The following is a 23,041-nucleotide window of genomic DNA, read 5'->3' as shown; positions in this document are numbered from 1 at the left end:
AGGAACTTTAGTGCTACATACGCGTCTTGACGGCGATCTATTTAGCCAGATGATATATCTGGGCGCACAAAATCTGCACAACAATTATAAAGTTGTGGATTCTCTCAACGTCTTTCCGGTGCCTGACGGGGATACCGGAACCAATATGAACCTCACTTTTACCTCTGGGGTCGATGAGCTCTCCAAGCGCCAGTCGATCAAGGTCGGAGAATCGGCCGCTGCGCTTGCCAAGGGTCTTTTGATGGGCGCACGCGGCAACTCCGGGGTGATTCTGTCCCAGCTGTTCCGTGGCTTCAGCAAATCGGTCAACGGCAAGGATGAGATCAACTCCCGGCAGTTTGCTGATGCGCTCAAATTGGGTGTGGATATGGCCTATCAGGCGGTTATGAAGCCGGTCGAGGGGACCGTTCTCACCGTAGCCCGTGAAGCAGCAGATACAGCAGTGAAAGTATCCCGTACCACCGATGATATCACCACGGTCATGGAGCGGACGTATGAGCAGGCCAAAATCACGCTTGCGAAGACGCCAGACTACCTGCCTGTGCTCAAAGAAGTCGGCGTCGTCGACTCTGGTGGACAAGGTCTTGTATATATCTATGAAGGCTTCCTGCGCGTCCTTCGCGGCGAGAGTATCACAGCGTCCGAAGTGACTAAGCCGTCGCTTCAGGAAGTGAATCTGGATGAACTAGTCGAAGAGCATCACAACGCACAGATTCATCTCAAAACAGAAGATATTCATTTCGGTTACTGTACCGAGTTTATGATTTGGCTGACCCACAGCACCGAGAAGAACAAAAAGCCATTTATCGAATCTGCGTTCCGTACCCATCTGGATCAAATGGGCGACTCCTTGCTGGTCATCTCTGACGATGAACTGGTCAAGGTGCATATCCATGCCGAGAACCCGGGCAACGTACTTAACTATGCCCAACAGTTCGGTAGCCTGCACCGTCTCAAGATCGAGAACATGCGCGAACAGCATACCAATATTTTAAAAGAAGAAGAGCGCAAAGCCGCTCCAACTGAACAGCAGGAAGAGACAAAAGCGCGTCTGCCATACGGGATCATCGCCGTGGCGGCGGGCAGCGGGATCGCAGAGATCTTCCGCAGTCTCGGCGTGCATGTCGTGGTAGAAGGCGGACAGACGATGAACCCAAGCACCGAAGACTTCATCAAAGCGATGGAAGAAGTCAATGCGGAGAAGGTCATCATCCTGCCTAACAACAAAAACATCATCATGGCCGCTCAGCAGGCAGCTGTGCTGGCTGAATTCCCGGTTGCCGTCATTCCATCCAGAAGCGTACCACAGGGAATGGCTGCCCTCGTTGCATTTAACGGTGGGAACGATTTGGAGGCGAACCGCGAGGCGATGACCAATGCGATTGCACAGGTCAAAACCGGGCAAGTCACACACGCGGTCCGCGACACCAAGATGGGCGATGTAGAGATAGCCGAAGGTGATTTTATCGGAATCTCCGAAGGAACCATCGTGACCTCCAAACCGGACATGATGGAATCAGCGAAAGAATTACTCCAGCAAATGGTCGATGAAGATACAGGCCTTGTCACCATCATCTTCGGCGAAGAAGCGGGCGAAGATCAGGCCGCGGAGCTTGAAGAACAGCTCACCGAAACGTTCCCAGACGTGGAAGTGGAAGTGCTCCCTGGTCGACAACCCCTCTATCCATTCATTTTTGCTGTAGAATAACGCTAAGCTAGGGGAGTAGGTCCTTATGTCATCCGTTGTGATTGTTACTGACAGCTCAGCTGATATCGAATCAGGTTTGCGCCAAGAGTTTGGTATTGAGATCGTGCCGCTGAAAGTCCTCTTTGGCACCGAATCGTATTTGGACGGAATCACCATGACTTCTGCTGAATTCTTTGCCAAGCTTACTTCGTCCTCTGTCATGCCAACCACCTCCCAGCCGTCCCCGGTCGAATGGGCGGAGAAGTACAAGGAAATCGTGGAGAAGCATGGCAAAGACGTGAGTATCATCGTAATCACGATCTCATCGGCGCTGTCTGGTACCTATCAGTCAGCTGTGATCGGTAAGACCATGCTCGAAGACGACACGGACATCACCATAATCGACTCGAAAAAAGGCTCGTTCATCCAAGGGATCGCTGTCGTCGCAGCGGCGCGTGCTGCCCAGGCAGGACAGACCAAGCAGCAGGTGCTCGATCTGACAGAGCGCATTTTACGTGAAATGAAAGAATTTTTCGTAGTGGACACGCTCCAGTATCTGCAAAAAGGCGGCCGGATCGGTAAAGCGTCCGCATTGATCGGATCTCTTCTCAATATCAAGCCGATTCTTTCTCTTGATTCTTCCGGTTCGGTATATCCTTTTGATAAAGTTCGCGGTACCAAGAAAGCGGTCTCCCGCATGCTGGAAGAACTGAAAGCGTATGCAGGCAATGAGAAGGTCGCAGTGGGGATCATCCATGCGACCAATGAAGACGAGGCTAACAACCTTCGTGAACGTGTGCGTGAAGAGTTTAACGTGGTAGATGATTACATCGCTGAAATTGGCCCGGTGGTCGGTACTCATATCGGTCCTGGCGCGATTGCCTGTGTGATGTATAAGGTGTAAAAAGAAAAAAGTACTCATGCTTAATCCTGATTACGCAGGTTTGAGATGAGTACTTTTTCCTTTCTATTGTATTATCTTCCTGTTATCATGATCATGTTTCAATCAATTAATAAATGGCGGTGAATCGTCTTGATCTTAGATGACAAAGGTGAACGCTTAATAAAAAACTTAAGAGAAACGGAAAAGGAAGTTCTTTATCATTACACAAGTTTAGAGGGTTTAATGGGGATCTTGTCGTCTAAAACATTTTGGTTATCTAAGAGTGACTTTTTAAATGACTATTCAGAACTCAACTATATTATAGAATTATTGCTTGATATTGTAATTGATATTATTAATTCCAAATATGAAATAGAGGGAGTGTCTTTTCAAGATACAATAAAGTTTAGTGAAAGTATTTTAGGAGTCTCTGAACTTTTGGTACCTTCAATAACGAATCAATTTAGCATTTTTGTTCTTTCTATGACAGAAAATAATGATTCACTGGCATTATGGGCTAATTACTCTAATCATGTGGGGTATAATATCGGGATTGATAAAAATAGGCTTAAGGCTTATGTAAAAAATCATTTATCGAAAGGCATTCTTAATCCCGCACAAAAACCTGAGGGTCTTACTCACATTGTAACAGGATTAGTAGAGTATGACCTTGAAAGACAAACACAGATTATTCTTGAAGAGATAACCATCCTTTATAACTTGTTGTCTTCGAATGACAATCCAGAATTACTTAGTGATTACTATCAAAACTTTTTAATTATGTTATTTTGTTATGCTCCATTTTTTAAAAAGTCAGTTTTTAGGCAAGAAGAAGAATATCGAATAGTATATGTTTCAAACTCGAACGACTTCTCCAATATTAAAATTAGACCTAGTAATGGTATTCTAATTCCTTTTGTAGAATTGCAATTACAAGAGGACTTTGTATTAAAGCAGATAGGGATAGGTCCCAAAAATAATCTAGATATTGCGAACTTAGGAGTTGAGATATTCTTAAGGCAGCAGGGATACCCTATGGTTAATGTGAAGAAGTCAGATATTACATTAAGATTTTAATTGGCTTAGAATTTATCGTAGTACCATCAAGGAGGTACGGAACCATGAGCTTTAGTCAAGCCATTCACGACTATGGTATGTCTGTTGATGATTTCGAGACCAGTCCGTTTGAGGCGTTAGATATGCTTCACATCAGAAGCAGACTCCAGAGGAATGTAGCTGCTTTGTCTCATGAGGAGAAACAGCTGCTCCAAAAATATGACCTGATCTTACTCGCTAATGCAAAAAAAATGGCTCAACACTTAACAGAGGTATACGAATTTACCAGTAACAGACCATTGGAGGAATGGTGGTGGCACCTGGATCAGGTGGCTGAAGGGAACATTCAGCCCTTTATTAAAAACGATCTGTCGGAACGAAATCTAGCCCTGTAAATAGTCCAGTCCAAGTCATTAGAGGCTTGGGCTGATTGTATTAGAGCAGGGTTGTTTGTATCCAACTGTTACCACCTTCTTTTTCTTATAGCGCTTACAATCCCGCTACGATACAATATACAGTGACTCCTATCGAGCAAGAAGGGTGAGCATACGTATGAAATATAAAAGTGTATTTGACATCATCGGCCCTGTCATGGTCGGCCCATCCAGCTCACATACAGCGGGGGCAGCACGGATCGGGCGTGTGGCACGCAGTATTTTTGGAAGACAGCCAGAGAAAGCAGAGATCACGTTCTACGGCTCTTTTGCCAAAACATACAAGGGACACGGTACAGATGTAGCAACCGTCGCGGGCATCCTAGATTTTGATACCTCTGATCTGCGCTTGAAGGATTCGATCACCATCGCGAAGGATCTGGGGATTGATGTTTCGCTCACGACAGCGGAGGAGCTGACCGAGCATCCGAACACCTCCCGCATTCGTCTGAGCGATGAAAAAGGCAGTACAGAGGTCGTCGGCATCTCGATTGGCGGCGGCAAAATGGAGATTACCGAAGTCGACGGCTACTCGCTCAAGGTGACGGGTTCCGCTCCGACCTTGATGGTGCTGCATGATGACCGCTTCGGGATGATTGCAGGTGTCTCCAACGTCCTGACCAAGTACCAGATCAATATCGGACATATGGAAGTATCGCGCAAGGAGCGTGGCAAGCACGCCCTGATGGTGATTGAGCTGGACTCCACCATCGAGGATAAGGTACTGCACGAGATCGAGCAGATGCCGCATATCGTCAGCGTATCGCTGCTGGTTCCAAATCCGTAAAGGAGGGTTTTCTCAACATGTTTCGCAACGTTGCAGAGCTGGTAGAGCTCGCTGAATCCCAAGGAAAAAAAATCTCACAAGTGATGATCGAAGCGGAGATGAACGCCACCAACCGTTCCCGTGAAGAGATCATGAACGAAATGTATCGCAATTTGGACGTGATGGAAAAAGCAGTCGAACGCGGTCTCACCGAAGATATCCGCTCCCACAGTGGATTGACCGGCGGAGATGCCAAGAAGCTGCAGACATATATGAAAGAAAGAGAACCGCTCTCCGGCATGACCCTGCTTAATGCCGTGAGCATGTCTGTCGCGGTTAACGAAGTGAATGCCGCGATGGGAACGATTGTCGCTACCCCGACAGCAGGTGCGTGCGGGATCGTGCCAGGTACGCTCTTTGCCATGAGCAAGAAGCTCAACCCAACCCGTGAAGAGATGGTCAACTTCCTGTTCACTGCAGGCGCGATGGGCTTCTGTATCGCCAACAACGCGTTCATCTCTGGTGCGGCAGGCGGTTGCCAGGCTGAGGTAGGTTCTGCTACCGCAATGGCAGCGGCCGCGATTGTCGAGATGGCAGGAGGCACACCAGAGGAGTCGGCACAGGCTGTGGCGATTGCCCTCAAAAACATGCTCGGCCTCGTCTGTGACCCGATTGCCGGTCTCGTCGAAGTGCCTTGCGTGAAGCGCAATGCGATGGGGGCTGCGATTGCCACCACAGCGGCCGATATGGCACTGGCGGGCATCAAGAGCATCGTGCCTACAGACGAAGTGATTTTGGCGATGTACCGTATCGGATGCGATATGCCAACCACCCTCAAAGAGACGGCAATGGGCGGGCTGGCTGCGACCCCGACAGGACGTGCCATCGAAGCGAAAATCTTCGGTGTACCGATGGAGAAGAAATAATGATGGACCAACTCCAAGCGCCCGTGACCTCCCTCTATGGAGTGGGGGAGGAGCGGGCCAGTGATTTGGCGGCACTCGGGATTCATACGGTGCGTGACCTGCTGGAGTATTTCCCGTCCCGTTATGAGGATTACCGCATCCGGGACCTAACAGAAGTGAAAGACCAAGAGAGGGTCACTCTCGTAGGCATGATCTACGGCGAGCCCTCTGTTCGTTTTTATGGGAAAAAGAAATCACGCATCTCCTGCCGTCTCTTAATTGACAAGGTGTCTGTCAATGCCGTCTGGTTTAATCAGAATTTTATTAAGAGCAAGCTGACTCCGGGCAAAGAGATCATCGTCACAGGCAAATGGGACAAAGCCAAGCTGCAGATCACCGTCAGCGAAATGACGGAAAAAGGCTCTACCCGCGCCGAGAAACGAAGCGATCTCAACCCAGTCTATCCGCTGTCGGCGGGGATCAACCTCTCTACCCTGCGCAAAACCATCGAGCGGGCGATCCAGTCACATGGCCGCTATATCGAAGAAATCCTTCCACATGAGCTGGTGGAGCGCTACCGGCTGATGCCACGGCAGGAAGCGATCACCGCGATGCATTTTCCCGAGGATGCGGACGAAGGGCGTCTGGCCCGTCGCCGGATCATGTTTGAAGAGCTGTTCATGTTCCAGCTCAAGATGCAGGCATTCCGCCGGATCAACCGCCAGCAGAACCAAGGCATGGCTCAAGAGATTCCGATGGAGCAGGTGCGTGAATTCGTCCGCGGTCTGCCGTTCCCATTGACAGGAGCACAGAAGCGGGTCGTCAAGGAAATCCTCGATGATATGCAAGCCCCATACGGGATGAACCGCCTGCTTCAAGGGGACGTCGGTTCTGGTAAGACGGTTGTGGCCGCGATCGCGCTGTATGCCACGATCAAAGCAGGCTACCAAGGAGCACTGATGGTACCGACCGAAATCCTCGCGGAGCAGCATGTCCACTCGCTCAAAGGACTGCTGGAACCGCTGGGGATCCAGATCGCCCTGCTCTCCGGCTCGCTCACCGCGAAAAAACGGCGGGAAGTGATCGGCGCCCTTCAGATGGGACTTTTAGATGTCGTGGTAGGGACACATGCGCTGATCCAAGAGGACGTCTTTTTCAAAAATCTCAGGCTGGTCATCACCGACGAGCAGCACCGCTTCGGCGTCGAACAGCGGCGTGTCCTGCGCAATAAGGGCTTGTCTCCTGACGTACTGTTCATGACCGCTACACCGATTCCACGGACGCTTGCTATCACGGCTTTTGGTGATATGGATGTTTCGGTCATTGACGAGATGCCAGCCGGGCGCAAGCCGATTGAGACGACATGGGCCAAGCATGATCAGTTCCATCAGGTATTGGAGCGGATGCGTCAGGAGCTCATCAACGGACGGCAGGCGTATGTCATCTGCCCACTGATCGAGGAATCGGACAAGCTGGATGTGCAGAACGCCATTGATGTGCATTTTCAATTATCTCAATACTTCCGGGATTACAACGTCGGCTTGATGCACGGACGCCTGCCTGCCAAGGAAAAGGATGCGGTCATGCAGAGCTTTGCCAGTGGCGAGACCAACATCCTCGTCTCTACGACGGTCGTCGAGGTAGGGGTGAACGTCCCGAATGCGACCTACATGGTCATCTACGACGCGGAACGCTTCGGTCTGGCCCAGCTTCACCAGCTGCGCGGACGCGTCGGGCGCGGTGCCGAGCAGTCCTACTGCGTGCTGATTGCCGATCCCAAATCAGAGGTGGGCAAAGAGCGGATGCGTGTCATGTGCGAGACCAACGACGGCTTTGAGCTGTCCCAGCGTGACCTCGAATTGCGCGGGTCGGGTGACTTTTTTGGTACCAAGCAGAGCGGTCTGCCTGAGTTCAAGGTAGCCGACCTGGTGAGTGACTACAAGGCGCTGGAAGTGGCCCGTCAGGAAGCGGCCCAACTGGTTGCCACAGATGAGTTCTGGCAGGACAAGCGCTTCGCACATCTGCGGGAGTACCTGCGCGAAGAGGGGATCTTGGACGGAACCGTGCTGGATTAGTCTACCGTGATCAAGCTAATGATAAACAACGAAAAAACAGGCTTTCACCGACCACATCACACGGACGGAAAAGCCTGTTTTTTATCCGTTTACAGCTTGAAGGTACTTCGCTCCCCACTGCAAACTGATCGACTGCTTGGATGATAGCGCTCTCATTGTTCATCCTCCCATATTCATAAATGCTTGTAGGTTGATTCCCAGATCTGTATAGAGAGAAACGAGTTAAATTTTTGAAAGTCAGTTGCTGCTATTGATATCTAAGGTAAGAAAATGTATTGTATAGAAAAAAGATTGTATTAATTCTGCAACAAACTACTACCCAAAACGTTTTGGAGGGTCACGTGACAACGATCAAGGATATCGCTAAAAAACTAGGTGTCTCGATCACGACTGTCTCACGTGCATTAAACGGCTACAGCGATGTGAGCGAGGCTACCAAACGGAAAGTGTTACAAGCCGCTGAAGAATTATGCTACCGCCCCAACATTGCAGCACGCAGTCTTGTTGTCAAAAAGACGCGTACCATCGGGATTATCGTCTCGGAAATCAGCCGCAGCGGTGCCAAGGATGCCTTCGTTTTTGAGGTGCTGTGCGGAATCAATGACCGTGCCGGTGAGCTGGGCTATGATCTGGTGCTGTTTAGTACCAACCCGAAAAAACACATGGCGAAGAGCTACTCTGACCTCTGCCGCGAACGTGGCGTGGACGGTGCGATCATCATGGGGATCAAGCTCAATGACCCGTATCTCGAAGAAGTCGTCACAGGCAACATCCCATGCGTCCTGATCGACATTACGATGATGGGCACCAATGTCGGGTATGTCTCCACCGATAATACCGAGGGTGCACGCAAAGCCGTCCAGTATCTGATTGACCAGGGGCACCGTCAGATCGGGATGATCAACGGATACCTGCATGCCGACGTCAGTGTGAAGCGTCTGGATGGGTACAAAAAGGCATTGGAGTCATCAGACATCCCGTACCGGGCCGACATGGTGGAAGACGGGGACTTCACCGAGGAAGGCGGACTGGCCGCCGCATACCGTCTGTTGGTGAAAAATCCGCAGCTGACCGCGATCTTTTGTTCCAGTGACATTATGGCGATCGGTGCGATGAAAGCAATGGAGCAGGTAGGCAAAAAAGTGCCGGAGGATATCTCCATCATCGGATATGACAACATCTTTGTCTCCGAATACACCTCTCCTAAGCTGACCACTGTACACCAGGATAAATACGAGATGGGCTACCAGTCTGCACAGCTTCTCATCGATATGCTTGAGGAGAGGGCGCGCAACAAGCATGTCATCCTAGACACCTATCTCCAGATCAGAGAAAGCGTCAAACCGCCCGGCCTATAGGGCTGGCGCTTCTTTTTGCTGTTCTTCAAAAACGTTTTGGACAAACATATGGGTAAGATTCATAGACAGACACTGTTGGATAATGAGAGAGGTGGGGCATACGTGGATTATCGCGTAATCAAAGAGGATGATCTGTTTTTATTGACGGACAAACAGGGGGATATCCCGGCTGCAGATGAATACGGCTTGGGCTTGTACAGCAAGGATACCCGTTTTTTAAGCCGCTTCGAGCTGTTGATCCATGACGTGAAGCCGGTTTTGTTGTCCTCTTCAGCAGAAGAGAATGATTTGGCGACGATTCGTCTGACCAACCCGCCGATTGAGGGGCGTCTGTGGCGGGAGTCGGTGGAGATCAAGCGTCAACGGCTGATCTACGAGGGTGGATTGTATGAGACGATCACCTTGACGAACTTTTATCCGAAAGCGGTTACACTTGAGCTCTCTGTCCGGTTCGATGCCGATTTTTTGGACATGTTCATCGTGCGTGGCTTCATGAAGGGGAGAACAGGTGAGAAGACGGCAACGGTTGCAGATGAGGAAGGAAACCGGCTGATTTTTGGCTACATAGGGGCAGACGGGGTCAAGCGTGAGACTCGCATCACATGGGATGTGCCGCACAGTGGGATCGAGGAGGGGGGAACGGTGCGCTTCTCCTTTACGCTTGCGCCAAAAGAGTCCCAGGCGATTCGATTTTTTATCGCTCCTTATGTAGATGACAGGGGACCTGTTCAGTACCCGATGGAGACAGCGGTACAGGCATTAGAGGCTTCCTACGAAGAGTGGCTGGGACAGTCTGCACAGGTGGAGAGCGACATGCCGCTGTTTGACAAGCTGTATCAGCGTGGGGTGCAGGACTTACGCGTGCTTTTGACAGATCTGGGCTATGGCCGCTTTCCGGTGGCTGGGCTGCCGTGGTATGCGGTGCCGTTTGGGCGGGACAGTCTGATCGCGGCACTGCAGATGCTCTCTTCCAATAGAGAGGTGGCACGCGGGACGCTTTTGACCATGGCACAGTATCAAGGCACCAAGCAGGATGAGTGGCGGGATGAGCAGCCCGGCAAGATCATGCACGAGATCCGGTTTGGGGAGCTGGCGGGCAGCAATCAGGTTCCGTTCACCCCTTATTATGGAACGATTGATGCGACACCGCTGTTTTTGATCCTGCTGATCGAGTATTACCATTGGAGTGGGGATCTGGCGCTGGTCGGGCAGCTTTTGCCGCATGTGGAGCGGGCGTTGGACTGGATCAAGCAGTGGGGCGATCGGGATGGAGATGAGTTCGTCGAGTATCATCGGGAATCAGCCAAGGGGATCGCCAACCAAGGCTGGAAGGACTCGGATGACTCGGTTGTGCATGAGAACGGTGATTATGCCATCTCCCCAATTGCGCTCGTCGAGGTCCAAGGCTATGTGTACCAGGCCAAACTCCAGCTGGTGCCGATCCTGCGCCAGCTCGGACGAATTGAGTTGGCAGACCGTCTTGAGCAGGAGGCTGAGGCGCTTCGCCAGCGCTTTGAAGCCGACTTCTGGATGGAGGACGAAGAGTTCTACGCGATCGCACTGGATCATGAGAAAAAACAGGTGCGCTCCGTCACATCCAACCCCGGTCACGCCCTGATGTCAGGTATCATGTCCGATGAGCGTGCCGCCAAGGTAGCGAAGCGTCTGGTTGCTCCTGACCTGTTCAGCGGCTACGGCATTCGCACGATGAGCACAGAATCGTCTGGCTACAATCCGATGAGCTATCACGACGGAAGCGTCTGGCCGCACGACAACTCCCTGTGTATGTTGGGACTGGCTAAGCTGGGCTTTGGTGATGAGGCAGGGACCGTGATCTCTGGTCTGTTGCAGGCGGCACGCGGCTTTGAATACTACCGACTGCCGGAATTGTTCTGCGGGTATGACGACAGTCTGGGTGCTCCTGTGGCGTATCCGGTGGCTTGCTCGCCGCAGGCTTGGGCAGCGGGGACACCGCTTGTCTTTTTGCAGGTGATGCTCGGGATTACGCCTGATGCGGTGTCTAGGACGATCCGCTTCCATCCGGTCCTGCCTGATGGGATGAACGAGCTGACGGCTAGGAACCTGCAGGTGGGTGAGGGCTGCTTGTCTGTCCACGTCTTGCGTGAAGCACAGAAGCCGGACGTGTTCACTCTGGAAGTGCTGGAGAATACGACTGGGTACGGGATTCAGATGGAGTAGCAGTCTTGATTGCGAGGGGGATGCCCCAAGCCACAACCGGACTCAGACTGCAAGCAAAAGCTGGAAGCAAGCCCCTCTTCGTTGTATCATGATAGAAAAGATGATAAAGAGGAGTATTGGCTTATGTCCCTGACCCGTACGATTTTAGGCTTGGTCCGTAATCACGAAGAGACGAGCGAACACCCCAAAGATCCCGCGCTCAAAACCCGCTATTATAAAATCGGCAGCGATCCCTTGCTGGAGGCCGTCCGGCGTGTCATCGAGTCACAGATGAGCGACTGGAACATCGTCCATGTCGACGCCCCGCGCGGTGAGCTGATGCTGGAGAAGAGTGGTGCTCTCGGCAAGCAGGATATGGTGATTACGATTTTCCGCCTCTCCCCGATGCAGTCCGCGATTGACGTGGTCGCCTCCCAGCGTGGACGTCTGGGTGATCTGGGATCGAGCTACCGCAATATCCTGCGTTTTTTCGAGGCTTTGCACCGTGAAGTAAAGCCGGACGTATAACCGATGACATCCCATAAGACTCGGGCTCCCAAGAGCGGCCGAGTCTTTTTTTGCTGTCTATTATGATCGATAATTCCGAATGGTTTGATCGAAAGTCATCGTTTTTGCTGATGAGCCTACATATGATATCATGTGGATACAAGATGACTTGGATCAAGATGGAACACGGAAAAGAGGAGTGTGCCCATGAAAAAGTGGTTGTTATGGACGCTGGCCGCGCTGTATGTCTGGCTGGCTCTGCGGTGTGTCGGGTTTCTCGGCCCGTCATTTTTATTCCCGCACCATGCCGCCCAGACTCCACCTGTTCAACTACAGGATTCGGTGCTGGCGTTGCTCTTTTGCCTGACGGTGGCGATGATACAGGCAGCCCTGTTGATGATCGATGGCTCGCGCCGGATCAGCCTGAAGCTGACCGTTCAGTTTCTGTCGATGCTGGCGTTGTTCACCACGTATGAACTGATGATGGTTCACGCCGCTCTTTTTACCTATATACTGCCTGCTCTCTTGTTTGTCTGTGTCTGGATCGTCATCGGTTGGTGGCGCGGCCTGCTCACATGGGAGAGAGCTGTGAAGGAGAGTGTTCTGTGGGGACATCGGTGGACGAGACTCCATGACGATGCTGTCGTGTATCTGGAGGTGTTCGCGAAAAAGAAGCGGAATGCCCATCGGTCTTATCTGAAATAGACCTATGAAGATCACCACATATGACCATATACACCGCTGTGATACGCCCGCCTGATCAGGTGGGTTTTTGTATTTTTTTCAAGTGATAGTCAGAAATGTAAGATGGATAATAGAGAGGATGTCCCGATATTTTTGCCTGAGGAGGCGTGGAGATGAAGGTCTTTTCGATTGAGATTGTTTCGCAATCGATTGAACAGATGCAGGCATTGGATCAAGTAGGAGTGGATGTTCAGCGGAGATTGGCCCGTCAGACTGGTGAGAACCAATTCGTTGTCCCTGCGATTGCGGGGGGAGGATCAGGTGGAGCAGCTGCGGCAAGCCGGATACGGAATCCATGTGATGAAGGATCTGAGTGATACTGCCCGTGAACGCCTTCAGGAGGTATCACAGGCAAAAGCGCAAGATTGCCAGCCTCGTGGCGTCATGACAGCCTTGACCAGAGCTGTCTTGAACGAAACCGTACAAGGCGGCTACTTGACCGTTGAAGAGGTGGAGGCGGCCCTTGTTCAATTGAGCCAGCAATATCCACAGGTTGTGACGTTGCTTCCATTACCGAACAAAACGTGGGAGGGCCGCACTTCCCATGCGGTACTGCTGCGGGCAGGCACTGCGAACCCTGGTACGAATCAGGAGAGACCCGGTTTTTTGATTACCGGCAGCATGCATGCCCGCGAGTGGGGTGGGTCTGATATCTGCATCCACTTCCTCACCGAGTTGCTTCGCGCCTATCACCAGCATACCCCGCTTACCTATGGCGGCAAAAGCTTTACCGACATGGAAGTGAAGACGATCATGGAGACTCTCGATCTGTTCGTCTTCCCGGATGTGAATCCTGACGGCAAGCACTACTCCCAGACCAATGATCCACAAGGTGGCCACTCTGCCAACCAAGGCTTCTGGTGGCGCAAAAATCGCCGGTCGAACGGTGTACGCGAGCCGATGGGGGTAGATATCAACCGGAATTTTGATTTTTTATGGGACAGCGGAATCGGAAGTTCTGCTGAATTTCCGAGTGATACTTACCGGGGACCGCGGGCATTCTCTGAACCAGAAACGAAAAACGTCAAATACCTGATGGATACTTATCCGAACATCCAGTTTTATGTCGATATCCACAGCTATGGCGGCATGATCCTGTACAGTTGGGGAGATGACGATAACCAGAGCATCAATCCCGGACAGAACTTCCGAAATCCTGCTTATCGGCAGGTGCGCGGGAAGACAGACCCCGCAAGAAAGAATCTGTATCGCGAGTATATCTCCGCTTTGGACGAACGGATGGAAGTGAAGCTGGCTCAGCGAATGAATCGCGCGCTGCAGGCCGTCCGTGGCAAAAGCTACGAGGTCAAACAAGCTGTCGGACTCTATCCGACTTCGGCCACTTCGGAGGACTATGCCTACAGCCGCCATATTGTAGACCCGTCCAAGAAAAAAATCTATGGGTTTACCATCGAGTTCGGCCAATATAACGGCGAATTCGTTCCGCCCTATGACGAGATGAAAGAGATCATCAAAGACGTCGGAGCTGCTTTAACCGAACTGGGATTGGCTGCTGCGACTATGAATCCAACCATCAGGAATGCGGGACGTACGGACGCGCCTGTATCCGTATAGAGAATCGACCAAAAAGGATGAGACTGTCAGGGTCCCATCCTTTTTTTCATTGATGTCAGATGAAAGAAAAATAATGACTTATTTCTCGTCTTCCCCGCGCCAATCCAGCTTGGAGCTGCACTTCTGCTGATACGGATACGGCAAGGCCTGTCGGTACGGCGGCGGCATCAGCTTGGCGTTGCGGTCTGTGGTCTGCGGTATATCGATCATAAGGGACTGGGCGTCCGCCTGTTGCTTGAGCGCCGATACGATTAGCTGCCCGATCTGTCTGCCCAGCCGAAGCCCCTGTTCGCAGTCCGCGTAAAAATGGATACCCGCATAGTTGCGCGACACAGATGCTTCTTTGGCCAGATCGAGCAGCTTCTCCCGTTCGGTCGGGAAGTAGTAGCTGAGCACCTCGGCCGCACAGCCGGAGATGGTGGAGTGACCGGATGGATAGCTGGGGTGCTTCGGCGTGCAGAGAATCGTCGCCAGATTTTGATCCAGCTGATTCGGACGCGGGCTGTCCCACAGATACTTGTAATGCCACGTCACCACAAACGCATCCTGAATCGCACCGTGTACCGCGGCCAGCAGACGTGCGGCGTGCGGCGCAGACAATCCATAGGTGTCAATCAGCCGGTCGATGATCGGTGTCCACTGCTTGGTCGGCGTGCCTTGTCCCCAGTATTTGGCGATGGCAATCTGCTTCGGGGTCAGGTCTGCCAGCGTCTGCTTGATCCGTGTCAGCTCCGCACCGGCAAAATCAATCGAATCCGGATGACGAAGCTCGAAGGTGATCGGCTGCCCCTGTGGGTCTGTGAACTGTCCTTCCGCATTCCGGCCCAAAAAAACCAGCGGCCACGAACCCGCATTAGGCACTGCCGGAACAGGCACACGGCTCTCACCTGCATACGCGAGCTGCGACCAGCGGCGGGGGATGTTGTTGTTAGTCGTCATTATGTTCACCTGCCTTTCGCTATAATCCAGTAGATTCAGCTGGGTGCAGGTCTGCAAGGGACAACCGCCGAACAGGCTTCCAAAAATCCTCCGTTGTACCTACACGGGCAAGGGAACAAGCTTCAGACCGGAACGACTTTTCAATAAAACAAATTTGTGTTTGAAAAAAGGATAAATTTTCTTCGCTGTTTTCGCATATTACTGGTATGAATACGAACGTTTGTTTGATATACTAAGAACATCAACTAGAACAGATGTTCTTATTCGGAGGGAAACGCATGAGTCACAAGCGAGTCATTTTCCTTGTCGACATGCAGAGCTTTTATGCCAGTGTGGAAAAAGCGGCGAACCCGGCCATCCGCGACAAACCGGTCGTCGTAGCAGGCGACCCCGAACGGCGCAGCGGTGTGGTTCTCGCCGCCTGTCCGATCGCCAAATCCTACGGCGTCACCACCGCTGAAGCACTGTGGCAGGCCCAGCAAAAATGTCGGCATCTTACCGTCGTCCGCCCGCGTATGGAGCAGTATATCCATGTCTCGTTACAGATTACCCGCATTTTTGAATCGTTCACCGATCTGGTGGAGCCCTACTCCATAGACGAACAGTTCCTCGATATGACCGGAAGCCTCACCCTGTTCGGGGGAGACTATATCAAAATCGCCGAGATGATCCGCGAACGCATCCTGCTCGAGACTGGCGTCGTCTGCCGTGTCGGGATCGGGGAGAACAAAATCCTCGCCAAGATGGCCTGTGACAACTTCGCCAAGAAGCGCGAGTCCGGTATCTTTTGGCTGAAAAAAGAGGAGTTGGCCGAGACGCTCTGGCCGCTTCCCATCGATAAGCTGTTCGGTGTCGGCTCCCGCATGAAGCGCCATCTCAACCGACTGGGGATGTACAAGGTGGAGCATCTGGCGAACACCTCTGTCGACGTGATGATCCGCCGCTTCGGGGTCAATGGAGAGATCCTCTGGCGCACCGCCCACGGCATCGACGAGTCGCCTGTCTCCCCCAAGACCCACGATATCCAAAAAGGCATCGGCCACCACATGACCCTCCCGCGCGATTACCATACCGCTACAGACATCAAGGTGGTGCTACTGGAGCTGTGCGAAGAGGTCTGCCGCCGTGCCCGCAGCAAACAGCTGATGGGCCAGGTCGTCTCGCTCGGCTGCAGGGGAGCTGATTTTGACCGCCCCACAGGCTTCTCCCGCCAGATGAAGCTGATGGACCCGACCAATGACGCGATGGAGGTCTACGACGCCGTCTGCCAGCTGTTCGCCCGCCACTGGGATCAAAGCCCGGTGAGAAGCGTCGGCGTCCAGCTCACCCAGCTCATGCCCGACGACGAGTGCCAGCTCAGCCTGTTCGACGACCGGGAAAAGAAACGCTCGCTCGCCTATGCTATGGATGACATCCGCGCCCGCTTTGGCAACGACTCCATCCTGCGCGCCGTCTCGCTCCTCGGAGCCGGGCAGGCCCGCGACCGCGCCCGTAAGATCGGAGGTCACTTCAAATGATGGATCACACATCAAGCCATACATCAGGAACCAGTCGCCCGGTCGGTCACAGCCACAGTTCAGATCGCGGGTACACACCGATCCCGCCGTCACGCCCACTGGCCGATCAGATGGCACACATTACCACGCCGTCACGTCCGCTCGCGGAGCAGATGGCGCATTCCACGACACCTGCGAACCGGCTGGCCGATCAGATGACGCCCTCCAGCCCGCCGACGCGCCCATTGGATGACCAGATGGCCCACGCAACTACGACGCCGACATCCCGTCCGGCAAGCCCGCCGACCGCAACAGACTGGCAGGAGCACCTGCGCGAGTGCATCCTCTACGGCCTGCTGTTCAAAGCCGCCATGGTCGACCTCGCCGCGCTCAAATCGATGCCGCTCAAGCTCTCCTACGAGACCATGCTGACGAACCTGTCCCAGTGGGCCGAGCGGGAACACCACCGCCTCCGCCACTCCCTGCGTGAAAAGGGCTGCATCCTTTTAAAAAGCGAAAAGCAAGGCGCCACCTACTGCGTCCAGACCCGCATCGGAGGCTACCTGCGCGAGGTCGTCTACTCCAACGAGCTGCTCAAATCCGAATGCCAGCGCCGCGTCCAACTCTGGGTGGCCGACCATGGTCTTCCAGCGAATTAAGGAGAGATTCTCATGCATCCAAAATCCACATCCAAAAAAGACAACCTGTTCGCCGCCAGCCGCTTCGTCCTGCCTGAGCACCGCGAGATGTACCTGCGGGTCAAGGAAGCCCAGACCCGCTATGTCCCACCTGAGCTAGACGCCGACGAGCTCGCCGAACTGAGCGGACGCATCTGGCAAGCCTCCCAGGAAAAAGCCGAGATCAAAATCACTTACTACGATGGTCTCGGTGAAAAACAGGTCAAAGGTCACGTCGCTCATACCGATCCCGTCACACACCGCGTCAAAATCAGGACAGCAGAAGGGGTAGAATGGGTACCCTATGCTCATCTTCTCCGCGTAGATACCCTGTCGTAAAAAAGCAAGAAACAAAAAGAGAAGCAAACCGTCAAAAAAAGAAAGCGAACTGCGATTGGTGAACCTCATTTCATGCCACAATACTCAAATCGGCGAATCTGCTCGTTTTTTGAGCAGAAACGCTTTTTGCGTAAAAAGGCTTCTCGTCGTATCGTTAATATAGTTTCCAAGCAAGATAAAAGGGATCATTCATTGACCAAAGGGGATTGTACATGTTAGCAAAAGAGATGGGCGTGATTTTAACCAAACACGCAGAAACCATGACAGCAAAATGTTGGACCGAGCTGATCCAGCAATTAGAGTCCAAGGGGTTGTACATGGTCATCGAAACCACGACCAACTGCCGCGTCCTCAGTCCATTCGGCGGCCTCATGCCAATGCCGTCCAAAGACGAGACCCTCACCGTGATGACCGCAGAAGACCTGCTCGAAAAAGGCTTGGATGTCGGGCATCATATCGTATCGAAGGCTCCGGTGAAGCAGGCAGCCAGTGTCGGAGAGAGCAAGTAAAGACAAAGGAAAAGATAACGGATAGGAAGATAGGGGAGCTCCATCGGATGTGGGGCTCTTTTTGCTGTGGGAAAAAGATACGGGTTGCACTAGAATGGAATACGGTAGACAGATCGCAAGTACATGGCGCAGCATATGGGGAGAGGGTATGACACTTACTGTTTATTATCAAGGAGCTGCCAAAAGTGAAAACGTAGCAGTCATTATTGAATATGTAGAAAAATATGCCTTGGCTCACAACTGGCACATCAATCAAAAAGATTCAATCAGCATCATGGTTACTCCGCATTCGAAGAGCGAATCCATGGAGGTTAGCTTTGATGAAAAGCACAAATTTGCCGGCTTTGTGAAAACGGGTTTGGCACCTGACGAGATTCATGAGCAAGTGATCAGGCTTTTTTGCGAGGTAAGACCAATGTTAAAGAAACTGACGATTCATGATGAGAGCGGATGCTGGAATGCTTACATTGCTCAGGGAAACTCAAAGAATAAAAACGAGATTATTCATTTTCCGACACGATCGGAAGAACAACTCGTGACATCAGAACTTTCCCTGCCACCCGACGCGTCAGATATTGACTATCGTTTTTGGAAAACCTCTCCAGAATATCTAACCCCCTTTTTGCATATTCCAGCTGTACGCGACAGAATGGGATTCGACCTGTTAATTGGGCAATACCTACCAGTGGCACATGAGATAAAAGAAGAATTGGAGAAGGAAGGATTCTATGTTTTATCGATTGAAAATTGGATCGGTGATGATATTGGATACTTCATTTATGTGGCGACATGGTGGGCATGGAAGCAATCCTCTGGAATGAAGGCAACAGAGATGAGGAGAAACAAATGTATTGCTTTTGCATGGGCCTTAGCAAGAGGGTGCCATGGGTTTGGTGGCGGATTCTTAGGACAAACGCATCGCAGGGCGCATATGGCTATCGACAAGCTAGAGGCGGATGAAAATGAGGCAGGTCCAGTAAGAAGTTTGGAGATTTTTTATGCGCTATTTGATTTTTGTGGTCTGAAGCGACCTGAGTAATGGGGAAGAGGTAAGAAACTCTGCGGCGGGGATCACTCAACGGAATTCAAACAAGCGAGGAGGGTTATTATGTTGACCAACGATGTGAAAATTAAGCAAGTACATTTAATTGGGGACTATATGAAGGGGCTTACGGACCTGCTGCTACAGGTAGTGGAGGATGGGGCTTCGATTGGTTTTTTGCCGCCATTGGAGATGGCGGATGCAGCTGCATACTGGGAAGGTGTGTTAAGCCCGGAAGTGATTTTGTATGTGGCTAGAATAGAAGATGAGATTGTAGGAGCCGTGCAACTGCATCTATGTACCAAACAGAACGGTCAGCATCGTGCAGAGGTAGCTAAATTAATGACACATCCTGATCATAGGCAGAAAGGGATTGCGCGGTCATTGATGCAGACGGTTGAAGAAAGAGCAAAGCAGGAGGGGCGGACATTATTGGTACTCGATACGAGAGAAGGTGACCCGTCTAACCATCTGTATACTTCACTCGGTTTTATTCAGGCGGGGAGGATTCCTCATTTTGCGAGGTCGGCGAATGGAGAGTTGAATGCGACTATATTGTATTATAAAGAGTGTTAAGAATAGGTAGGCACGGAATCACAGTCCGTAGAGGGCTTAATTGTTTAGGGTTCATCTGCTAGCTACTTCTTCGGATACAACGTTACCACTTCCTTTACGTTGACGGTGCTCGTTGGTAACGCAGCAAACCCCTCTATTATTGGAGGGGTTTTATCTTTTTAATACGATTGTGATGGAGTACGAATATGATGATTTCCTGGGATTTCGACATTATATTCCCATGCTACATCTGTCCGCTAGTCACGCCACATAGGCAATGGAGTCGGCGCACCTCTTATTTCCCTTCCTTAACCCGTAACTCTGCTAACAATTCCGCCGTCATCTTTGGATGGCTGATCGGAAATTGATGAGCGCAATTCAGTCTTTTAAGGACACCTTTCTGATCTCGCAAAGTCACCTCCACTTCTTTTGATAACTGGTAAACCTTATCAAGTGTTCCCCAAATCATCTTCACGGGCACATCTACTTGAGAAAAATCCATATCTTCCAAATCCCTCATTAGATATGTAAGCAAATCAACATGTGTTTTTCGGATGCGGGGAGACTGCAAGCTTCTTCGTATCTTTTCAGGATAGCTTGAAGGGATTTCATGTTTACTTTGGAAAGATCCTTGTTCCAGCAACAGCGGTTCCAGACGTTCGGGAGTAGTAAAGTGTTTCAAGGTCATATCCAACAGAAAAGGAAATCGTCCAGCCATTTGAATAGACGTGGAGTATCTGGCCGTATGAAGGGTCGGTTGCAGCAGGTAGAGCTGTTCGACTTTGTCTGGCAGTTGTTGAGCGACTTTCCATGCGAGGTATCCGCCAAATGAATGTCCAACCAGATGAACAGGGGAAGGCAACTCCTTAATGGCTTCTGCAAGAGTATCGATGTACCCCTGAATGAGATTTTCTTGATGGTGATAAGGGGAGCGGCCAAGACCTGGCAAATCAAGAAGCCATACCGGTTCATCTGACAATTGCTCTGCAAGCGGCAGTAAGTCGTCCATATTGCTGAACAGCCCGTGTAAGATCACCCATGGGTTGCCTGTTCCTTCTTTTTTATAAGCAGCGACATTCCCTAATCGTTCCCGCACAAAATCGTGGGAATCATCAGCATCTTGGATGGCTAACCGATAGTCCAAGTCTGCGATCACATGAGGCATCAGCGTCGAGACATTGTATTCTTCGATACCAATCCGGTCTTTTATCTTTTGAAAAGATTGAACGGGAAAATCTTCGGTGGTGAGAAAATCCATGGAATTGGCCGGCACACCCATTAGATGGCTGCCTCCCCAATGGAGCATGTTTTTGATCAAGGAAACAGGCACGCGAACCTTTGGAGGTGTCATACGCAATTCTTTTGCAATGAATTGGACAAAATCAGGCAGGGGCAAGGTAGTCTCCCTGCTATTTAGCGGATAATACGTTTGATCTGTAGTATCATCCAAAACGACGATCTCGGCGATGGTTTTCGCTACATCGTCAACAGACACGAGCGGCAGCCACCATTCTCGTCCCCAGGGGAGGACAGGCATTTTCCCGCGTTGAATAGAGCTGACAAGTAGACCAAAGCCATCTACTTGCTCGGTACTTCCCGTATGACGTGGGCCGATCACCGTACTGGGGTTTACGACCACCAAGGGCATGTTTTCGCGTAAGGCTTCTTGTCTCACCAGTAAATCAGCGAGGAATTTGTATCTTTCGTATCCTCCGGTGTGCTTCATAAAATCCGTATTGGAAAAAACGTCTTCGTTCGATTTGCCGCTTTCATCATTAAAAGGGCTCATATAGCCTACAACGTGAATAAACTTATTCAATCCCTTGTGCTGGTGGATCTCTTTTGCGACGTCCAGCACTTTTTTTGTACCCGAAAGAATGACATCTCTTGCAATCGATTCATCTAGCAAGATGTTCATCGGAACTCCGGCATGGATCATGACATCAGCGGTAAGGATTTGATTGTAGTCACTTTGTGATAATCCTAACTTCTCTTTATTCAAGTCGCCAGTGACACCAATGCATCTGGCCTGCTCACTGGGAGATAGACTGGAAATCAATTTTTCCCATTTTCCCCGTGACCGAATCAAAGCATAAACCGTATGACCACCCTTCACCAATTGCATAGTCATTTCCTTGCCGATAAAACCAGTCGCACCTGTTGCAAAAATTACTGCCATCTTTCTTCCTCCTGTCATTTAGTACTGAATGGTACTAATTCATTTCAAAAAAATTCTACACTTGGAGCAAGTGTAGTAATGTCTCTCCTGACTGCACGATAACGGTCGAGTCACCCTGGGATTCTGCCAGCATGATCGAGCCCTCTATTGCGGATACAAACAATGTGGCCGTTTGACTGATGGGGATGTCCCGTCTAAACTCGCCACGATCCACTCCTTCTGACAACAGCATGGCAACCATGGCTTGCATTCCTTCGAAGAATTGGTTGATTCGATCTTTCGTTACTGTCATGGGAGCCGACATCAATGATTGAATCGGGCATCCTCCTATGCAGGAACGACTCGCCAATTCCTCTGCCAGCGAGGCGAAGACAAGTTGCAGTCGGGATGTTACGGGAAGGTGTGAGGCTTGTTGAATGGAGTGTAAGGATTGCTGAATCATGTTGATGCGGTAATCCAGGACAGCGACAAGCAGTTCTTCTTTGCTTTTAAAATGATAGTAAATGTTCGATTTGGAGACGCCACTCTCTTTTACCACATCATCCATACTCGTGTTGTTGAGTCCTTTTCGTAAAAACAAATCGGAAGCGACGGTGATCACATGGGAACGATTATAGGCTGTTTTCATGATTAGAACTATACAGTACTAGAAGTTAGTTGTCAAATGATACATGTTTGATAAAGGCATACCCCTCCTTTTTGGGAGGGGCTTTTTAATGGTTGTATTGTGGTTTAGCCCATACTGTAAAACTGTCAACCGTTAGAGTAGACCGATAGGAGAGTGGTCTTTGTTGGTATTGACTCACTCCCGATACGGATTCACATAGGGGTCGTAGAGCCACCGAAACAATGTCCCCCGCCGCAACGCCTCCGACAACGGATACTGATCAATATACGGATCAGGCGGATAAGGCTTCACCGGCGGCAGATTGATCGGCGGATACCCACCAGGGCGCCCAAAGCCATGCGGTTCCACATAACCGTAATGCCCCCCGACCGTATGACTGCCGAAATCCCGACTGCTCGATTCATAGCTGCCGTGTGGAAAATGGCTGCTGTTCATGCACTGAATTCCTCCTCGGTTCCATCATTAGAAAAAGCAGCAGAAGAGAAAAAGCAATAGAAAAAACTTTGAGC

23 protein-coding genes are annotated in these 23,041 nt (G+C 51.0%); 19 read left to right on the top strand and 4 right to left on the bottom strand.

Annotated elements, in window-relative coordinates; translation table 11 throughout:
* Positions 1–10 precede the first annotated feature (10 nt).
* The 13 genes from FGI41_RS09285 to FGI41_RS09230 all read left to right on the top strand — a co-directional run bounded on the left by FGI41_RS09285 (position 11) and on the right by FGI41_RS09230 (position 14,168).
* Positions 11–1,708: a DAK2 domain-containing protein gene (locus FGI41_RS09285; RefSeq protein WP_139489792.1), complete on the top strand. Its 1,698-nt coding sequence runs from the start codon at positions 11–13 to the stop codon at positions 1,706–1,708.
* A gap of 25 nt (positions 1,709–1,733) precedes the next feature.
* A complete protein-coding gene (locus FGI41_RS09280; protein ID WP_139489790.1) occupies positions 1,734–2,591 on the top strand; it encodes a DegV family protein in 858 nt (285 codons plus the stop codon).
* Between the two features lie 129 nt (positions 2,592–2,720).
* Positions 2,721–3,647 (top strand): DUF2971 domain-containing protein, encoded by a 927-nt coding sequence (locus FGI41_RS09275; protein ID WP_139489788.1) that lies wholly within the window; start codon positions 2,721–2,723, stop codon positions 3,645–3,647.
* A 44-nt stretch (positions 3,648–3,691) separates the two neighbouring features.
* A complete protein-coding gene (locus FGI41_RS09270; protein ID WP_139489786.1) occupies positions 3,692–4,021 on the top strand; it encodes a hypothetical protein in 330 nt (109 codons plus the stop codon).
* Between the two features lie 157 nt (positions 4,022–4,178).
* Complete coding sequence (sdaAB, locus tag FGI41_RS09265) at positions 4,179–4,847, top strand: L-serine ammonia-lyase, iron-sulfur-dependent subunit beta (RefSeq protein WP_139489784.1); 669 nt, start codon at positions 4,179–4,181, stop codon at positions 4,845–4,847.
* A gap of 17 nt (positions 4,848–4,864) precedes the next feature.
* Positions 4,865–5,752 carry an L-serine ammonia-lyase, iron-sulfur-dependent, subunit alpha gene (gene sdaAA, locus FGI41_RS09260; RefSeq protein WP_139489782.1) on the top strand — a complete coding sequence of 296 codons (888 nt, stop codon included), beginning with the start codon at positions 4,865–4,867 and terminating at the stop codon, positions 5,750–5,752.
* Complete coding sequence (gene recG / locus FGI41_RS09255) at positions 5,752–7,806, top strand: ATP-dependent DNA helicase RecG (protein ID WP_255298398.1); 2,055 nt, start codon at positions 5,752–5,754, stop codon at positions 7,804–7,806. The genes sdaAA and recG overlap by 1 nt, the downstream gene beginning before the upstream one ends.
* A 341-nt stretch (positions 7,807–8,147) precedes the next feature.
* The gene (locus FGI41_RS09250) at positions 8,148–9,164 is read left to right on the top strand and encodes a LacI family DNA-binding transcriptional regulator (RefSeq protein ID WP_139489778.1); all 1,017 of its coding nucleotides are present in this window, start codon (positions 8,148–8,150) and stop codon (positions 9,162–9,164) included.
* A gap of 102 nt (positions 9,165–9,266) precedes the next feature.
* Positions 9,267–11,363: an amylo-alpha-1,6-glucosidase gene (locus tag FGI41_RS09245; RefSeq protein WP_139489776.1), complete on the top strand. Its 2,097-nt coding sequence runs from the start codon at positions 9,267–9,269 to the stop codon at positions 11,361–11,363.
* Between the two features lie 123 nt (positions 11,364–11,486).
* A complete protein-coding gene (locus FGI41_RS09240; protein ID WP_139489775.1) occupies positions 11,487–11,870 on the top strand; it encodes a hypothetical protein in 384 nt (127 codons plus the stop codon).
* A gap of 186 nt (positions 11,871–12,056) precedes the next feature.
* The gene (locus FGI41_RS09235; protein WP_139489773.1) at positions 12,057–12,554 is read left to right on the top strand and encodes a hypothetical protein; all 498 of its coding nucleotides are present in this window, start codon (positions 12,057–12,059) and stop codon (positions 12,552–12,554) included.
* Between the two features lie 152 nt (positions 12,555–12,706).
* Positions 12,707–12,910 carry a hypothetical protein gene (locus FGI41_RS25410; RefSeq protein WP_255298397.1) on the top strand — a complete coding sequence of 68 codons (204 nt, stop codon included), beginning with the start codon at positions 12,707–12,709 and terminating at the stop codon, positions 12,908–12,910.
* On the top strand, positions 12,855–14,168 hold the full coding sequence (locus FGI41_RS09230; protein ID WP_255298396.1) for a M14 family metallopeptidase: 1,314 nt from the start codon (positions 12,855–12,857) through the stop codon (positions 14,166–14,168). Before FGI41_RS25410 ends, FGI41_RS09230 begins: the two co-directional genes overlap by 56 nt.
* A 78-nt stretch (positions 14,169–14,246) precedes the next feature.
* Here the strand turns inward: FGI41_RS09230 and FGI41_RS09225 are convergent, their stop codons facing one another.
* Entirely contained in the window at positions 14,247–15,107 is an 861-nt protein-coding gene (locus tag FGI41_RS09225; protein ID WP_139489772.1) for a vanadium-dependent haloperoxidase, read from the bottom strand.
* A 278-nt stretch (positions 15,108–15,385) separates the two neighbouring features.
* Here FGI41_RS09225 and FGI41_RS09220 point away from each other — a divergent pair, with 278 nt between their 5' ends.
* From FGI41_RS09220 to FGI41_RS09195, 6 genes are all read left to right on the top strand, one after another.
* Positions 15,386–16,624 (top strand): DNA polymerase IV, encoded by a 1,239-nt coding sequence (locus tag FGI41_RS09220; protein ID WP_139489770.1) that lies wholly within the window; start codon positions 15,386–15,388, stop codon positions 16,622–16,624.
* A gap of 236 nt (positions 16,625–16,860) precedes the next feature.
* A complete protein-coding gene (locus tag FGI41_RS09215; protein ID WP_139489769.1) occupies positions 16,861–17,262 on the top strand; it encodes a YhjD family protein in 402 nt (133 codons plus the stop codon).
* A gap of 12 nt (positions 17,263–17,274) precedes the next feature.
* Positions 17,275–17,619, top strand: a complete 345-nt coding sequence (locus tag FGI41_RS09210; protein WP_139489767.1) for a YolD-like family protein — start codon at positions 17,275–17,277, stop codon at positions 17,617–17,619.
* Positions 17,620–17,831: 212 nt separating this feature from the next.
* Entirely contained in the window at positions 17,832–18,128 is a 297-nt protein-coding gene (locus FGI41_RS09205; protein WP_139489765.1) for a hypothetical protein, read from the top strand.
* Positions 18,129–18,222: 94 nt separating this feature from the next.
* Positions 18,223–19,167 carry a hypothetical protein gene (locus FGI41_RS09200; RefSeq protein ID WP_139489763.1) on the top strand — a complete coding sequence of 315 codons (945 nt, stop codon included), beginning with the start codon at positions 18,223–18,225 and terminating at the stop codon, positions 19,165–19,167.
* A 69-nt stretch (positions 19,168–19,236) separates the two neighbouring features.
* The gene (locus FGI41_RS09195) at positions 19,237–19,746 is read left to right on the top strand and encodes a GNAT family N-acetyltransferase (protein ID WP_438358015.1); all 510 of its coding nucleotides are present in this window, start codon (positions 19,237–19,239) and stop codon (positions 19,744–19,746) included.
* Positions 19,747–20,020: 274 nt separating this feature from the next.
* On the opposite strand, the gene FGI41_RS09190 is transcribed toward FGI41_RS09195, so the two are convergent.
* The 3 genes from FGI41_RS09190 to FGI41_RS09180 all read right to left on the bottom strand — a co-directional run bounded on the left by FGI41_RS09190 (position 20,021) and on the right by FGI41_RS09180 (position 22,967).
* Positions 20,021–21,904 carry an alpha/beta fold hydrolase gene (locus FGI41_RS09190; protein ID WP_139489761.1) on the bottom strand — a complete coding sequence of 628 codons (1,884 nt, stop codon included), beginning with the start codon at positions 21,902–21,904 and terminating at the stop codon, positions 20,021–20,023.
* Between the two features lie 55 nt (positions 21,905–21,959).
* Positions 21,960–22,532 (bottom strand): TetR/AcrR family transcriptional regulator, encoded by a 573-nt coding sequence (locus tag FGI41_RS09185; protein ID WP_139489759.1) that lies wholly within the window; start codon positions 22,530–22,532, stop codon positions 21,960–21,962.
* A gap of 174 nt (positions 22,533–22,706) precedes the next feature.
* On the bottom strand, positions 22,707–22,967 hold the full coding sequence (locus FGI41_RS09180; protein WP_139489757.1) for a spore coat associated protein CotJA: 261 nt from the start codon (positions 22,965–22,967) through the stop codon (positions 22,707–22,709).
* Between the last annotated feature and the right edge of the window lie 74 nt (positions 22,968–23,041).

The organism is Brevibacillus dissolubilis, assembly GCF_006170445.1.
Lineage (GTDB): Bacteria > Bacillota > Bacilli > Brevibacillales > Brevibacillaceae > Brevibacillus_B > Brevibacillus_B dissolubilis.
The sequence above is the reverse complement of the archived record's forward strand: the minus strand, read 5'-3'. Positions and strand labels throughout refer to the sequence as shown.